Raw genomic sequence first — 16,424 nt, forward strand, 5'->3', positions numbered from 1 at the left:
CTGATATGGGGCTGGGTTTGATTCATGGTTAGCTCATGGCTAAAGGAGATATATCGAACTTTCAAATATCCATTATCAAAAGAATTAAATCAAAATAAATAGCAGTGAAATTATTAATGCATTTATCCTTCTGGTAATGCTTAATCATGTTTATGGTGAATGAAATGAGTGAAGATAATAATCTTATTGACTTGGATTTTGAGTCGGTTAAAAATGCGATTTTTTCGTTAATGAGTAAGACAATAAAGAACACCAAGCAATCTTTGTTAATTGAAGAGCAAGAGAATGTGGATCTTTACGTAACTGATCTGAATTTAAAAAATTCTCTGATATTTACGCAGAGTTCATTTAAAAATTATGCTCATGATTTTAATAATATTTCTTATTCTAAAGTTTCAAGTTTTCTTCAGTTAATTAGAATTAACAGTAATTATATATCAATCGGTTTTCAGTGTATCGCTGATGACGCTAAATTAGCATCATCTATTATAAAGAAAATCAATGATATCTACGAGAGCTCTGTCACCGTTACAGCTGAATTTGATAATGATTATAGTGATATTACGAATTTTTTTTCTAATAACATTCAAAATAGAATATCTGAATTACAAGGTTCTGACGGAATAGAAAAAACAAGGGCGGAGATTAAAAAGTGTCAGGAAAAAATGTCAGAAGATCTTGACAAAATACTAGAAATAAATAAAGACATTGGAAAAAACATTAGTAAGATAGTCGTTAAATATTTGAAAGATGCCGTTATGCCACTTCAGGCAAATAAAAAAATGAAAGATAATAGCGTGGAAAAACGTAATCTTTCCAGAGGGGAGAACGGGCTAAAAAAAGATCCGACAGACGATATAAAAATAATTGCAGATATTGGATCTGATGAGGTCGAGGTTAAAAAAATATTTGATGATATAAATGAAAATATTGTTGAATTAGACAGATTATACCAAACCCTTGCAAAGGAAAATGCAGCCATAGCTATGGCAACAACGATTGAGTTACAGTCAAATGATTTTAATAATTATTATAAAGAGATTCATCCAAAGGCTGAGGATACAGAAAAAGCGTGGTTGGATGTTTACTCTAAGTATAGTGATCTAAAAGATAGTTTGTTAAATATGAGTGAGAGTGATTCTAATGCATTATCTAAATTATGGGCTGATTTAAGTGTTTATGCAAAATATGTCAGTGATCAAATGTACATAAGTAATAACTAAATTAAACAAAAGGATAAATATATGAAAACTCAACACGTTTTACAATACGTTGATATGCGTCAAAGAGCAGATCAGCAGATTAACGATAGTAATAATCAAGTCAGTAGTGCTCTAATTGTAAACGGTTATTGTTTAGCCTTAACCGAGCAGCCTAAATTTGATTTTAGTGCTGATCCTCATTTAAAAAGTTTACAGAAAGATCTAAATGATAGTTTAGCTGATGCCATCAATCATGCGAATGATTATATAAATAACGTCCAAAATCAATGTTTAGTCACTTTGAACAATCTTTTAGATGTTTTTAACCGCACGGATGAGACGATTAAACTCTATCCCAACTCTATTGCTAGAGAGGATGTTGTAGAATCTATAAATAGCATCCATAAAAAATGCGGAGTATATCAGAATCAGTCTGAAGACTATAAAAAGCAATGTGATGATTTCAGAGAAAATATTACCAAATCGTCTGGTGATTTTTCTGGTGCTAACGATAAGGTACAAGCGGCTGTTACGGGAGACAAAGGTGAAATAACCGATTTGAATAATCAGGTCGCCGATCTTGATAAAAGAATTAATGAATTAACTGCTGGATCAGTTCTGAGTGCAATCGGCATCCTTGGTGGTGCAGTCTTGGTTTGTGTTGGTGCAGCGACAGAGGTATTTACGGGAGGGGCGGCAACCGCAGCTATTGTGGTAGGTGTGGGAGTGGTGGGGACTAGCATTGCAGGGGAGGCAGCATCAACTATTTCGCTGGTTGACTGCTATAAACAAAAAAATACACTTCTAGCTGAAATCTATAGCTTGAAGCAAGAAAGCTCCCAAGCCACAGCGGTAAATGGTCAACTACTAAGCTTAGTTCAGCACGCAAATGATGCGGCCACAGCGCTGGTTGACATCTCAAAGCAATGGACTGATTTGGCATCAAATCTTGAAATTCTAAACAAAAATCTTAACGATGCTGATAGTGATGAGAGTTTCACAGAACATCTTATTGCTTATAAATCGGCGAATCAACCGATAGAAGAATCTGCTAAGCTTCTTAAAAGCCAGTATATGCAAGTTCAACCGACAACAGATAAAACAACCTCTGTTTCTGACCAGTTAGAACAAGCAACGAAAGCATCTGCCGCATAATAATATTTTAATAAGTAAGCACCGTGTATGTTGGTGCTTACTTAATACTATCCATTTATTAATGGGGGAGTTATGCCAGGAAATACAATAAATAGCCTAAAAGAGTATTGTGAGCAATGGAAAGAATACTCGTTGAAGATAATGTTTTCTGATATTGGTACATATATGGTGATTTTAGATTATAATATCAATCAATTTCCTTTGCTTAATGCATTACCTAACAAATTAATCTACTTCATAAACAATTCAAATAATTTAATTTCGGAGTACAAAAAAAACAGATCAAAGGATGTTTATAATAATTTGTTATCTTATGTTCTGACGTTTTGTCAAGAACAAATCCCCATTATAAATTTATGTGATAGTAAGCTTAAAGATATTAGAGTGGAGCTCACCCATGGGGTTTCAGATATAAAATCAGAACTTAATAAACTTAATTATGAATATGACTTGCTTACGAAAAAATATGAAGGCTGTGTTAAGTCAGCACCTTCTTCATCACCATTTATTATGGATCCTAGTGTATATATTATGGCTTGTATGGGGCCGGATTCTTATGAGGAATGGCTTTGTGATGGTTATTTGATAAATCGATTGAATTTTACGGAAAAGATTTTGGATGGAACCGTGGTTAATATCATTGATATTAACCAAATACTTACCCCGCTCAATGCAAAAATAGAAAACATGAAAGATGATATAAATAATGATGACGCCGATCTTGTAGAGATAATATCTTTTATTGATCAACTGGATAGCTGATTTTCTATCTGCTTTGACAAGCATGGTAAGGAACATAGCAGAAGTTGGGCGGTTTTTAGTTCTCTTAGGGTTTAGTCTTACCGTTTAAATTTTTTAAATAGTGATGCACACAAAACCTTACCAATTAGTTTCTTCTCCAATAAATAGATGTAATTTCAGACGTTTAATGAGTTCAAGAATAATATAAAAAGGTAAAAAATGAATAATAATGAAAAACAAAATATTCAATGTAGTGCCATAGGAATTTATCCAAGAGGTTCATATCAAAATCCCAAAATGTGGAATGAGGCAGGTTTTTTTGGCGATATCTATTATTATCCGGAATATAGGTACTATTTTCAGTTTTTGAGTTCAGGGAATCCATCAGTTGGTTATCGCTATTTCCCGACAAAACCTGAAAACAATGCAAATTGGAAATTTTTAGGAGGATTTAATCTGGGTCTAACAGATTGGATGTCTAGTATTCCAGATAATACATCATTAAATAAGATGTCGATACCAGGAACTCACGACAGTTGTACATACACATATACTAACGCTGTAAAAAAAGGATGGGTGAGAACCCAGAATTGGAGCATAGAAGACCAACTTAATAATGGTATTCGATTTTTAGATCTTCGTTGTAGCATCAAGAACAGTAGCGATTGTATAATTTGGATGTATCATGGAGAATATGATTAAAACATAAAATTGACTGATGTACTATCAATTTGTAAGATTTTTTTAGAGAAACATCCATTGGAAACAATACTGTTATCTATACAGAAAGAATATAACAGCTATCGTGGAGTTACCGACTCTGAATTCAGATATTGCTTTAATTCTAACATTAGAGGGTATGAGCAATATATATGGCAACAGAGTAGAACACCCAAATTAGTCGATGTTAGAAAGAAAATGGTAATCGTTTCTCGAATTAATGGATTAGATGGACTTCAATGGGACCAGATGAAGATAGAGGATTACAGTGATGGTGAGATCTTCACTAACTATCCAAATGAAAAAATCAAAAAAATCGAATCACATTTGGTTTTAGCAACATCAACCAATAAAAAGGTAGATGATGTTACATTCGTTACTTTCTTGAGTATAAATCCAACCAGTGACATTTTTGAAACAAATTTCAAGTTATCTAACTATATAAATGAATCAATATATACGTATTTAATGGATGGTGTTGGTATAAACTCGGAACTTACTATTAATGACACTCCTTACTTGGGAATAATTCCGATGGATTTTCCCGATAACTGTAAATATATTGTTCATGCGATAGTTAAATTTAACGATCATACAATCATTAACAATGCAAACTTGATTGATATATATAACACGGAATATAATAATTATATTTACGCCTCATCATTACTTGATGATGTTGTAAAAAATAATGCTAATAATATGAGAAAGATTGTTGGTTGGGAAACAGTAGGACAGCAAGTCTCACAGGGAAGGTGGAAAGTCATACAGGCAGATGAAGGTGTTTATTTATTCAATACATTCTATAAAGAGTTTATGTACGCAAGTTATTATGTTACAGATAATAGAAGATCTGTATGCAGTTGGATACCTGGAGTTCAGAATGAAATTGATGATGCATGCATGTGGTATATATCTAGAGTGGGTGATATGTTTATTATAAAAAATAGACGGTATGCTGAATATTTTTATGCGACATCATTAAATGATGGTGGTAATCGTCGTAAAACAGCTTGTTGGCACCCAGGAAATTTAGTCAAACAAGCCTATTTTAAGCTGTGATAAATATATACCCTAAATAATTTGAATTGTAGGCAACCAAAAATAGTAATAGAGAGCTGAAAATTCGACGGGGATACCTGGTATCGATAACTTTCAAGGTAGTTACCGTGTCCAATTTTATGAGTAAGTTGCCAATGGCAGCGAACCACCATTGGCATGTTGAGGATTAACGCTTATTTCTTGTTGTTGGGTTTCAAGGTTTCGCCAACGTTCAACAGGAAAATCTCGTTATCGCGAGTGGACACGCGAGTTGAGCCATCTTCCATACGGTAGCCACCCTCGGTGAAGCCGGCACCATTCAGGAACGGTGCAATGGACTGTGGCTGATTGCGCACTGCCGCTTCCAGCGCTAACAGGGCATAAGGCTCGATGGTATCGACATCGGCATATTGTCTGTCGGGCTCGGCCATAAAGAAGCCGTTTTGATAACGCGTGCTGATAATGTTATCGCCTATTTTTTCCGCCAGCGACAGATAGTCTTTCACTCTGCTAGCCTGATACAGATCCAGCAGCGCGAACAGAGCGTAAGGATCGTTGTTCTTGGTGGCGAGATCCACTTTAACGTCTTTACCCGGTGCTGAACCTAACTCACCTAACCCCTGTGCGCGAGCGATGCCGCGTGCGACACGCCACAGCTCGGCGTCTGGTAACACGGTATAGGCGCGAGCATAGGAAAGCAGGAATGAATTATCCGCAGGATAAGGCTTGATCACGGTACCTTTTTTGCCGTAGTAACCATCACGCGGCAGAACGTAGTTGGAAAGATCTTTGCCGTTAGCCAGCATCGGACGGAATGTGTTATCTGACTCATTGTAGGCATATTTGGCAAAGGCTTTCAGGCCATCGGTTGTCCACGTTAGCAGTTCTTTGCCTTCCGCCCCTAAATCTTTACCCAACTGGAGCTGCATGAGCGCATTTTCGGAATAGATTGTGCTGGTGCGTCCTTTCAGCATCATATTGCCTTCCAGCGCAGTGGGGCCGAATTCTGGGCCAAACTGACGCTGGGCGCGATCGCCGTATTTGGAATGCGTATCGGCATCGTCGGTAGTTTCATCGCGCTTCAGCGCCTGCGTAAACTGATACACGCCGAGTCCGGTCGCTTTATCCCGTGGCAGCACGTACTGCTGTGCCAGACGTTTTGCCCAGACCAGCGCGCCGTCTTCTTTATTGTATTTGTACAGCAGCGAGGCGGAATAGATCAGATCGTTCCCCGCATTCAGGAAGCTGAGGCCTTTGGTGGCGAAGAAGGGCGGCTGTTGCTCAAACGGACTTTGCCAGAGCGCACCTATTTTTTGCCCGTATTTACCGTGGCGACTGGTTTCCATAATCTTCCAGTCATAAACGTGCGCATTCCAGAAACCGCGGATAAAGCGTGCGGTTGCGTCTTTATCGACGCTGAACATTAAATCGTAGTAGGGATAGGCATTTTTCAGCTCATGCACCATCTCTTTTTCACTCGGGCCTTCCGGCTGTAGCGTTTTTAAATCCACAAAACGGTGGCCGCCCCAAATCAGCAGGCCGCTCTCATCCTGATAATGCTGAAAGTGATACTTCACGATCGCTTCGGCACGCTGCTTATAGCTAGGGTTGCCGCTTAGATTACTGAGCCCGACCAGCACGCGCATCAGGTTCTGCTGAGCGGAGAAATTAGATAACACGGCGTGGCGACCATCGGGGAAGATCCACTCCATTTGTTTGCCCGTGCGAGGATCGACACCATCAGCAAGTAATGGCGTAGGCGACTGACCGTGATAGTGGTCACCGGCTTTGGTCAGCACGTTATCAACATACTGATTGACGATGGTGAGACGGTCAGGCGTAGCGGCGCTGGCCTGTAAAGCGACCAGACCCGCAAGGAGCGACAGCGCAAATTTTTTCATTTTGTCTACCTGTAACGATGATTCATCCATATGCTCGTCATACTTCAAGCTGCATGTGCGTCGGCTACGTTCACTCACCCGAATCACTTACCTGAGTAAGCTCATCGGGATGAAATGAGAGACATCCTGTCTCTCACCGAAGGCCAGCCAATGGCTGGTCAAATTCGTTCCCGACGAATTTGTCCTTCTCTTGCCGCCTTCTTGCAACTCGAATTATTTAGTGCATAGCTTGTAATAAAGGGATCCCGCTTGATGAACAGGATCCCCGAGAAATATGGCGTAGCAGTAAGCTGTTTTAGAAAGGTAAATCGTTGTTAGAACGTATAGGTGAAGCCGACTTTCCCTTTCCCTTCACGCGATTTCACATCGCGCCCGCTGGCGACATCTTCAACGCCAACGTGGGCCGTCCAGTTGTCGTTGATGGTGTAAGACACGTCGAAATCCTGTTGGTAGTCATGCTTTTTGTTGTTTTGCAGCACGTAATCCGCGTGATAGTAGTAAACGGTGTACGCCAGCGTGAAATTGTCGAAACCTTTGTAGGCCACGCCCGCTTCGTAGCGGTGACGGTGAGTGTCATCATCCGTGCTGGTGCGTTTGCTGCGGGTGATTTTTCTGAGGTCATAGCGATATTGCGCATGAAGATCCGTCTTATCAGTCACAGCCCAGGTCAGTTTCAAACCTGGCGTATAGCGTGCGCCGGAACTCTGGCTAGCGCCGATATCGCCCACGGTGCCTTCACCGCTGGTGCCGCCGGAATAGAAGCGCGCTTCCAGATTCGGCGTCAGGGTTAATTCAGGCGTTAAGTTATAGGCATAGCCGGTATAAAAAGCATAAGAATTCGAGACGACATCATCGATGGTCAGATCTTTATTCTTATTATAAAAACTCAGTTCAACACCGACGTACAGGCCATTATCCATAAAGTGCCGCATGCCGATTTCATCACCGTGATAGCGATTCATTGTTCCCCAGCTATGTTCATAGCTGAGTTTAGTATCAGACGCAGACGCGGAAACAGCATAAATTTGGGCAAAAAGAATACCGGCCACAAGGTAGCGTTTTTTCATTATGGGCACCATTAATATTGATCGTTAATTATGAAAACTGTGCGCTGATAGACAAAATTCATTCATGAATTTATTTTTTCATCAACACGGCAGGAAATACGGCGTATTTCCTTTATAAAATTCTGCATTTCTTAGAAAACGTAGTTGAAACCAACTTTGATTTTCCCCTGACGGCTTGATGATGTGCTGGATTGGCTAATATCATCATACTCAATGTAAGGAGTTAGCTGTTTGTTTAACTTATATTGAACTTTGAACTGATGTTCATAATCCGTTTTCCCATTATCGTAAACCGCATATTCTCTTTCTGTGAATTCACCCTTGCTATATTTATACGATTTTGTGGTGTTATCACCGATGTAGTAGTTAAAGACGTAAGTCAGATTAATATTATCCAAACCAGAATACGTTACCCCTGCATCCAGACGATGACGACCGGTGTCGGATTTCGACAAATAAGATTCCCCTGCGTAACCATATTTGTCAGACGTGGAAATGGTTGAATAGCGTGAGCTGCGAGAGGGCTTTTTATATTCATAGCGGTAGCGGCCATAAGTGGACCAGTCGCTGTTAATTCGGTAGTTATATTTCAGCCCCGACTGGTACATCATGGTCGAATTGCCGATGGAGAATTCAAAGGTCGGCGTTAAGGTGGCGGCCTTGCTGAGCTTGAAATCTTTACCGATTACCATGCCGCCAGAGCCGCCCTGCATGTCATCATAGGCAACGTCGTAGTTGCTGTTCCCACCTGCTGAGGTACTGAATTTGACTTCGTACGACCAGCCGTTGGTTTTCTTATGAATGAGCTTAATGGAATCTGAGTGGCGGCGATCTTCCGTCTTCCAGTTATGTTCATACTGGAAGGTGGTTTTGCCGTCGGTTTCTGCCTGAGTGAGGAACGGCGTGAATCCGGCACAAACAATGAGTAGGTTACGGGTATTTATTTTCATTTTATCTTTCTCTTTTGGGTAAACAATATTATTGGCGAGCGCAGTCTCTATCTTTAAAACCAGACAGTTGATGTCATTTTTTGGGCGTAAAAATAGAATCACCAGGAATGATGATGACGCCATTTATAATGTCAGACAGGGATTTCTCCCTGGTAAATCAGGTTGCTATCAATGCATCGATGACTCCTTATATACGACGTAGCTTATGAGTATTTCAATCAGCGAAATGGCTTATGCTGCTGAGTGAAGGTTGATAATTCCCACCGTTTACCGGTTAATCTAATTATCAGCAGACTTGATAATTAGGATGAGTGGCATTATGGTGAAAAGGAAACGTTGTTTCATTTATGTGGATCACACATTTGGTTACTCTTTGAAATTTTTTGTAATTATTTCGTCTGATTATTGTAAGCGTCAGGAATAGGCGTAACGGAGAAAAGGGTTATCAGAGAAGGAGCGGTATCTCTTGAATGTTAGTGATAATAATGGCATGTAATTGAACAACAATTAACCTATTGTCGGCCTTATTTCCCCGCCATCATTCCGAGAATATTCTGTGGAAAGCGATTTCCATAAAAATGAATAAACCGCTAATCGCTATCAAACGTCCCTGAAAATTATCAGGGAACGCACCGTATTGTTATCCCCAAACCATGCTGATGCGTCAGCATCAATTTCAAAGCTTAAATCTCAAAACCCGGGGCGACTTCTTTCACCGGCTTTTTACACGCTTCGGGCTTTGGTTGATTTGCCGGGAGGTTTTTACAGTCCGGCGCAAAAGGATTCAGCGCATCGCGATTCAGATAGAGTACAAACAGGATCAGAATGATGAGAGGGATCAGAATACGTTTTCTTTTCATGGTTATCTTTAGTTGCGTTGCGGAAAATGTGGATAGGTTAAAAAACAGGAAAAATTCTAACGCGTTATACGGCTTTTGTCTTTAGCCCGCTCGGTTTCCGCCTTATTGTAGGTGCTTCGGCATGACGACATCGGCAGAGGTGAAGATGAAAAAGATTCGATTTGCGGCGATTGGGCTAGCGCACAACCACATTTATGACATGTGTCGGCAACTGGTTGAGGCGGGCGCGGAACTGGTCGGCGTGTTTGAGTCCGATCCGCATAATCGGGAAAAATTTATCTCACTGTTCCCCGCCGTTCCTTTTGCCGATTCTGCGGAACAGCTGATTGCCGACGCGTCTATCGATCTTATTGCCTGTGCGGTTATTCCCTGTGACCGAGCCGAACTGGCGCTGCGCACGCTGGATGCCGGTAAAGATTTCTTCACCGCCAAACCGCCGCTGACCACGCTGGAGCAGTTGGATGCCGTCCAGCGTCGGGTTGCCGAAACCGGCTGCAAGTTTGCCGTGTACTTTAATGAGCGAATCAATGTGGATAGCGCGCTGTTTGCTGGTGAACTGGTGCAACAGGGTGAGATCGGTCGAGTGATTCAGACCATTGGCGTTGGCCCACATCGTGAACGCGGCGCGCGGCCTGACTGGTTTTATCAAAAGCGTCAGTACGGCGGGATCCTCTGCGATATTGGTATCCACCAGATCGAACAGTTCCTCTATTTTACTGGCAATACCGACGCGCGAGTGGTGACCAGCCAGACGGCGAATTATCACCACCCGCACCAGCCAGAATTTGAGGATTTTGGCGATGCCATGCTGCTGGGCGACAATGGGGCAACGGGCTATTTCCGCTGTGACTGGTTTACGCCGGATGGGCTGAGCGTCTGGGGCGACGGCCGCCTGACGATACTGGGGACGGAAGGCTATATCGAAATCAGGAAATATGTCGATCTGACGCGCGGTGAAGGCAACGTCGTTTATCTGGCGAATGGCAAGGGCGAACAGCGCTTTACCCCCGCAGGCAGTGTCGAACGCACTTTTTTCCCGGATTTTCTTCGTGACTGCCGTGAGCGCACCGAACTGTCGATGTCGCAAGCGCATATCTTCAAAGCGACTGCGCTGTCAATTCTGGCGCAGCAGGCCGCGAAGAAGATCGCCTGAGAGAAGGCGTTACCTGTGTATCAATGACCAATCCTTTTTTGTAACCGTGCTCCGCGATGGCGCACGGTTGTTCCTTTTCTGTGCATGAAAATTGAGCATCTCAATCTAATTTCATAAAAATCAACAGGGTAAAAGCTGGCATGGTTTTCGCTTTAGTGAATTCAATCTTGTATACCAGATGGGATTCACATCATGCCAAGAATGACAGGGCTCACGCTTCAGGAATGGAAACAGCATTATCAACAGCAGGCCGAACGCGTTGGTGAAACGCTAGGCGCGCTGCTCGCCAGTTTGTCGCCGGACGATCCCGCGTGGATCGCGCTTGCGACACCTGAATTGCTTCAGGCACAGATCGCGGCACTATTGCCTCGGTATCGTGAAAATCCAGACGCGCTGCCGCTGTTCGGCGTTCCTTTTGCCGTCAAAGACAATATTGATGTCGCGGGCTGGCCGACGAGCGCGGCGTGTCCGGCATTTACCTATCTGGCTGATAAGGATGCGACTGCCGTTGCCAAACTGAAAGCGGCGGGGGCGATTGTGATTGGTAAAACCAACCTCGATCAGTTTGCGACCGGTCTGGTCGGCACGCGCTCGCCGTTCGGTGCGGTGCCAAACACCTTTAATGCGGAATACATCAGCGGCGGATCCAGTTCCGGTTCGGCGTCAGTGCTGGCGCGCGGGCTGGTTGCGTTTTCATTAGGTACCGATACCGCCGGATCGGGGCGCGTTCCCGCCGGATTTAACAATATTGTCGGCCTGAAGCCGACGAAAGGGTGGCTATCGGCAAGCGGTGTTGTACCGGCCTGTCGCCTGAATGACACGATTTCCGTGTTTGCGCTGACCGTCGATGATGCATTTACCGTCGCTGAACTGGCTGGTGGGTACGATGCGGCGGATGCCTACTCGCGCCACCATCCCGCTAGTACGCCGGCGGCGCTGCCAGCGAAGCCGCGCTTTGCGATTCCCAGCGATCCCACTTTCTTTGCTGATGCCGTTGCACAGGCGGCATGGCAGCACGCGCTGGTCGAGTTGGAAGCGGCGGGCGCGACGCTGCATCCCATCGATTTCAGCATTTTCACACAGCTAGCCGATCAGCTTTATCAAGGCCCTTGGGTGGCGGAACGCACCGTCGCGGTGGGCAACATGCTGCAACAGCCAGAAAACATGGATCCGGTGGTGCACAGCATTGTGGCGAACGGCGAGCGTTTCAGCGCGGTAGAGGCCTTTAAAGCTGAGTATCTGCGTGCTGAACTGGCGCGTCAGATTCAGCAGACGCTGGCGTCGTTTGATGCGCTAGTCGTGCCGACCTCACCGACGATCCACACGCTTGAGGCGATGAAGCAAGAGCCAGTGCGTTACAACTCACAGTTGGGCACTTACACCAATTTTACCAATCTGGCCGATCTCTCGGCGCTGGCGCTACCAGCCCCTTTCCGTACTGATGGTTTACCGGCAGGGATCACGTTGATTGCGCCCGCCTGGCACGACCGCGCATTAGCCAGCTTCGGCCTGCGCTGGCAGGCGCAATTAGCGCTCACGCTGGGCGCAACGGGAAAAGCGCTGCCCGCCGTATCTGGCACCTTGCCACCTTCGGCATTGCACGTTCGCCTCGCCGTTGTTGGCGCGCACCTGACGGGCATGCCGCTCAATCACCAACTGACCAGCCGCGATGCCGTGCGGGTAGAAGAGACGCGCACGGCGGAAAACTATCGCCTTTATGCACTGGCGAATACGCAGCCGGCCAAGCCCGGTTTAGTGAAAAGCACCGACGGCGCGGCGATTATCGTCGAGCTGTGGGACATCCCGCTAGCGCGCTTTGGTGAGTTTGTCGCAGAAATTCCTGCGCCGCTGGGCATTGGTACGCTGACGTTAATCGACGGGCGACAGGTTAAAGGCTTTATCTGCGAACCGGCTGCGCTGAGCGATGCCGTGGATATCACCGAATTCGGCGGCTGGCGTCACTGGCTTGCCCGTCAGGAGGCGTCCCATGTTTAAGACGGTATTGATCGCTAACCGGGGTGAAATTGCCTGTCGCGCCATACGCACGCTGAAACGTCTGGGAATAACCAGCGTGGCGATGTATTCCGATGCGGATAAAAACGCGCAGCATGTGAAAGACGCAGATATTGCTGTACCGATTGGCGGCGAGAAGGCCAGCGACAGCTATCTGTGTATCGATAAGGTACTGGCCGCCGCACAACAGACGGGGGCAGAGGCGGTCTGGCCGGGCTACGGTTTTCTGTCAGAGAGCCTGCCGTTTGCCGCCGCATGTGAAAAGGCCGGCATTGCGTTTGTCGGGCCAACCGCGCAGCAAATTGGCGAGTTTGGCCTAAAACACCGCGCCCGTGAATTGGCCGCTGCCGCTGGTGTGCCAATGACGCCAGGAACGCCGCTGTTGGCCTCGCTGGAGGACGCGCTGGTCGCCGCCGAAGACATCGGCTATCCGGTGATGCTGAAAAGTACTGCCGGTGGCGGCGGCATTGGCCTGACGCGCTGTTCGGATGCCGTAGCGCTACAGGCTGCATGGGAAAACGTGCGCCGTTTGGGCGAACAGTTCTTTAGCGATGCAGGCGTTTTTCTTGAACGCTGCATCGATCGGGCGCGTCACGTCGAAGTACAAATTTTTGGCGATGGCAAAGGCCGGTTGGTCGCGCTGGGCGAACGCGACTGTTCACTGCAACGCCGTAACCAGAAAGTCGTGGAAGAAACCCCCGCACCGCATTTGCCGGACGCTACGCGAGCCGCGCTGCTGGCCTCGGCGGTGAAGCTCGGTGAACTGGTTAACTATCGCAGCGCGGGAACGGTGGAATATATCTACGATGCCGAGCGTGATGCGTTCTTTTTCCTCGAAGTGAATACCCGTTTGCAGGTTGAACACCCGGTGACGGAGTGCGTCACCGGGCTGGATTTGGTCGAATGCATGCTGTGCGTCGCGGCGGATGAACCAGTGGACTGGTCGCAACTGACGCAGGCACCGCGTGGAGCCGCGATTGAGGTGCGCATTTATGCGGAAGATCCGCTGAAAAACTTCCAGCCTAGCCCCGGCGTGCTGACCGAAGTCGCGTTTCCCGATGGCGTGCGGGTTGACGGCTGGGTGAGCACCGGCACCGAAGTATCGGCGTATTACGATCCGATGATCGCCAAACTGATCGTCCACGCAGAAACCCGTGAGCTGGCGCTGGAAAAGATGCAGCAGGCGTTGAATGCCACGCGTTTGCACGGTATTGCCACCAATCTGGATTACCTGCGACAGATTATCGCTACTGACGCGTTTCGCAACGGAACGGTATGGACGCGGATGCTCGACAGCTTTACGCCGGCCGCGTCGGTGATTGAAGTGATTCAACCCGGCACCTGGAGCAGCGTGCAGGACTATCCCGGACGCCTTGGCTATTGGGATATCGGCGTGCCGCCGTCTGGCCCGATGGATGATTTCGCGTTCCGTCTGGCGAACCGTATTGTCGGCAACGATGAGGCCGCCGCTGGGCTGGAATTTACGCTGCAAGGCCCGACGCTGCGTTTCCACCGCGATACCGTGATTGCACTGACGGGAGCAGACTGTCCGGCGACGCTGGATGGGGAAGCGGTGCCGTACTGGCAACCCGTTACAGTAACGGCGGGGCAAACGCTGACGCTGGGGCGTGCGCAGTCCGGCTGTCGCACCTATCTGGCGGTACGCAACGGCATTGATGTACCGCAGTATCTCGGCAGCCGCTCAACTTTCGCGCTGGGGGAATTTGGCGGTCACGCCGGACGAACGCTGCGCGTGGCGGATATGCTGGCGATTTCTCAACCCGACTTGCCCGCCTGCACCACGCCCGCGCCGGTGAGCGCACCGCAGGCGGTGGACGCTGCACTGATTCCGCAGTACGGCGATGAGTGGCGCATTGGCGTGCTCTATGGCCCGCACGGCGCGCCGGATTTCTTTACCCACGCGGCGATTGATGAATTCTTCGCAGCGGAATGGCAGGTGCACTACAACTCGAACCGGCTTGGCGTGCGTCTGGTCGGGCCGAAACCCACTTGGACGCGGGCGAACGGCGGTGAGGCTGGCCTGCATCCTTCCAACGTTCACGACTGTGAATACGCCATTGGTGCCGTGAATTTTACCGGCGATTTCCCGGTGATCCTCACCCGAGACGGGCCGAGTCTGGGCGGGTTTGTCTGTCCGGTCACCATCGCCAAAGCGGAACTGTGGAAAGTCGGTCAGGTGAAACCGGGCGACCGTATCCGTTTCCATCCCATCAGCGCGGATGAAGCGCTGGCGCTGGAACAGGCGCAGTCTACCTGTGTCTCCACGCTAGGTACGGCGCATTCACCCGCGTTTGACGTGCCTTCGTTGGCAACAACCGAATTGGGTTCCGCCACGGTGCTGGCTGCGGTACCCGCCACCGCTACGACACCCGCCGCCGTGTATCGTCAGGCAGGAGATAACTACGTTCTGATCGAATACGGCGACAACGTGTTGGATCTGGCGCTGCGGCTGCGTATTCACCTGCTAATGGTAGCGATCCGCGCGTCTGAAACAGCGGGGATAGAAGAACTGTCGCCCGGCGTACGGTCGCTACAGGTGCGCTACGACAGCAGGGTTCTCCGCCAGCGTGCGCTGCTGGACGTGCTGCTGCATCTGGAAAGTCAGCTTGGCGACGTGAGCCAGATGAAAGTGCCGTCGCGCATCGTCTATTTGCCGATGGCGTTTGAAGACAGCGCCACGCTCAGCGCGGTGGAACGCTACTGTGAAACCGTACGCGCCAGCGCCCCCTGGCTGCCGAATAACGTCGATTTCATTCAGCGCATTAACGGCTTGCCGAGCCGTAATGACGTGCGCGACATCATTTTCGATGCCAGCTACCTGATTCTGGGATTAGGTGACGTTTATCTCGGCGCCCCCTGCGCGGTGCCGGTCGATCCGCGCCACCGTCTGCTGAGTTCCAAATACAATCCGGCGCGCACCTTCACTGCCGAAGGCACCGTCGGTATCGGTGGGATGTACATGTGTATTTATGGCATGGACTCGCCGGGCGGCTATCAACTGGTGGGGCGCACGTTGCCTATCTGGAACAAATTCCTCAAAAACGATCAGTTCATTGCGGGTGAACCGTGGCTACTGCGCTTCTTCGATCAGGTGCGGTTTTATCCGGTCAGCGAAGCCGAACTTACGGCGTTACGCGATGACTTCCGCGAAGGACGCGCGGCGATCCGCATCGAAGAAACCGAATTTGATTTTGCCGAGCACTCACGCTTCCTGACCACGCAGGCCGACGATATTGCCGCGTTCCGCCAGCGTCAGGCCACGGCGTTTGAAACGGAAGTGGCGCTGTGGCAGCAGGAGGATGACAGCACGCCGCAGGAAGTGATTTCTGCTGCTCCTGTGGAGAACGACGAGAGCGCGTTTCAGGTCAGTGCGGATATGAACGGCAACATCTGGAAAGTGTTGGTGAACGTGGGGGATGTCATCGAAGCCGGACAGCCGCTGATTATCGTCGAAGCGATGAAGATGGAGCTGACGATTAGCGCGCCGGAGTCCGGTCGGGTGAAACGCATTGGCTGCCAGCCGGGTCGACCGGTCAGCCCCGGCGATGCCTTGCTGTGGCTGGAGTAGGCAGCGGTTGGAACAAGCGGTTAGAACAAAAG

At 47.6% G+C, this 16,424-nt stretch carries 12 protein-coding genes; 8 read left to right on the forward strand and 4 right to left on the reverse strand.

What is annotated here, in order from left to right; translation table 11 throughout:
* Window positions 1-164: 164 nt before the first annotated feature.
* The 5 genes from LOZ86_RS10555 (at window position 165) to LOZ86_RS10575 (ending at window position 4,880) form a co-directional block, all read left to right on the forward strand.
* A complete protein-coding gene (locus LOZ86_RS10555) occupies window positions 165-1,223 on the forward strand; it encodes a hypothetical protein (RefSeq protein ID WP_130621518.1) in 1,059 nt (352 codons plus the stop codon).
* 21 nt (window positions 1,224-1,244) lie between these two features.
* Entirely contained in the window at window positions 1,245-2,357 is a 1,113-nt protein-coding gene (locus tag LOZ86_RS10560; protein ID WP_039480080.1) for an HBL/NHE enterotoxin family protein, read from the forward strand.
* 72 nt (window positions 2,358-2,429) lie between these two features.
* The gene (locus LOZ86_RS10565) at window positions 2,430-3,119 is read left to right on the forward strand and encodes a hypothetical protein (protein ID WP_039480083.1); all 690 of its coding nucleotides are present in this window, start codon (window positions 2,430-2,432) and stop codon (window positions 3,117-3,119) included.
* 198 nt (window positions 3,120-3,317) lie between these two features.
* Window positions 3,318-3,800, forward strand: a complete 483-nt coding sequence (locus LOZ86_RS10570; protein WP_165708520.1) for a PI-PLC domain-containing protein — start codon at window positions 3,318-3,320, stop codon at window positions 3,798-3,800.
* A 57-nt stretch (window positions 3,801-3,857) separates the two neighbouring features.
* On the forward strand, window positions 3,858-4,880 hold the full coding sequence (locus LOZ86_RS10575; RefSeq protein ID WP_161546996.1) for a PI-PLC domain-containing protein: 1,023 nt from the start codon (window positions 3,858-3,860) through the stop codon (window positions 4,878-4,880).
* 173 nt (window positions 4,881-5,053) lie between these two features.
* On the opposite strand, the gene LOZ86_RS10580 is transcribed toward LOZ86_RS10575, so the two are convergent.
* From LOZ86_RS10580 to LOZ86_RS10595, 4 genes are all read right to left on the reverse strand, one after another.
* Window positions 5,054-6,760: a pectate lyase gene (locus tag LOZ86_RS10580; RefSeq protein ID WP_111779107.1), complete on the reverse strand. Its 1,707-nt coding sequence runs from the start codon at window positions 6,758-6,760 to the stop codon at window positions 5,054-5,056.
* A 314-nt stretch (window positions 6,761-7,074) separates the two neighbouring features.
* A complete protein-coding gene (locus tag LOZ86_RS10585) occupies window positions 7,075-7,827 on the reverse strand; it encodes an oligogalacturonate-specific porin KdgM family protein (protein ID WP_039487622.1) in 753 nt (250 codons plus the stop codon).
* Between the two features lie 131 nt (window positions 7,828-7,958).
* On the reverse strand, window positions 7,959-8,777 hold the full coding sequence (locus tag LOZ86_RS10590) for an oligogalacturonate-specific porin KdgM family protein (RefSeq protein ID WP_039487633.1): 819 nt from the start codon (window positions 8,775-8,777) through the stop codon (window positions 7,959-7,961).
* A 683-nt stretch (window positions 8,778-9,460) separates the two neighbouring features.
* Complete coding sequence (locus LOZ86_RS10595) at window positions 9,461-9,637, reverse strand: hypothetical protein (protein ID WP_165707478.1); 177 nt, start codon at window positions 9,635-9,637, stop codon at window positions 9,461-9,463.
* Between the two features lie 145 nt (window positions 9,638-9,782).
* Between LOZ86_RS10595 and LOZ86_RS10600 the strand changes: the two genes are divergently transcribed.
* The 3 genes from LOZ86_RS10600 to uca all read left to right on the forward strand — a co-directional run bounded on the left by LOZ86_RS10600 (window position 9,783) and on the right by uca (window position 16,392).
* Window positions 9,783-10,790 carry a Gfo/Idh/MocA family protein gene (locus LOZ86_RS10600; RefSeq protein ID WP_039487620.1) on the forward strand — a complete coding sequence of 336 codons (1,008 nt, stop codon included), beginning with the start codon at window positions 9,783-9,785 and terminating at the stop codon, window positions 10,788-10,790.
* A gap of 192 nt (window positions 10,791-10,982) precedes the next feature.
* Window positions 10,983-12,785: an allophanate hydrolase gene (atzF, locus tag LOZ86_RS10605; protein WP_230243139.1), complete on the forward strand. Its 1,803-nt coding sequence runs from the start codon at window positions 10,983-10,985 to the stop codon at window positions 12,783-12,785.
* Window positions 12,778-16,392 carry an urea carboxylase gene (gene uca, locus LOZ86_RS10610; protein WP_165707479.1) on the forward strand — a complete coding sequence of 1,205 codons (3,615 nt, stop codon included), beginning with the start codon at window positions 12,778-12,780 and terminating at the stop codon, window positions 16,390-16,392. Before atzF ends, uca begins: the two co-directional genes overlap by 8 nt.
* Window positions 16,393-16,424: the final 32 nt, after the last annotated feature.

It is taken from the genome of Pectobacterium parvum, assembly GCF_020971565.1.
GTDB classification, from domain to species: domain Bacteria; phylum Pseudomonadota; class Gammaproteobacteria; order Enterobacterales; family Enterobacteriaceae; genus Pectobacterium; species Pectobacterium polare.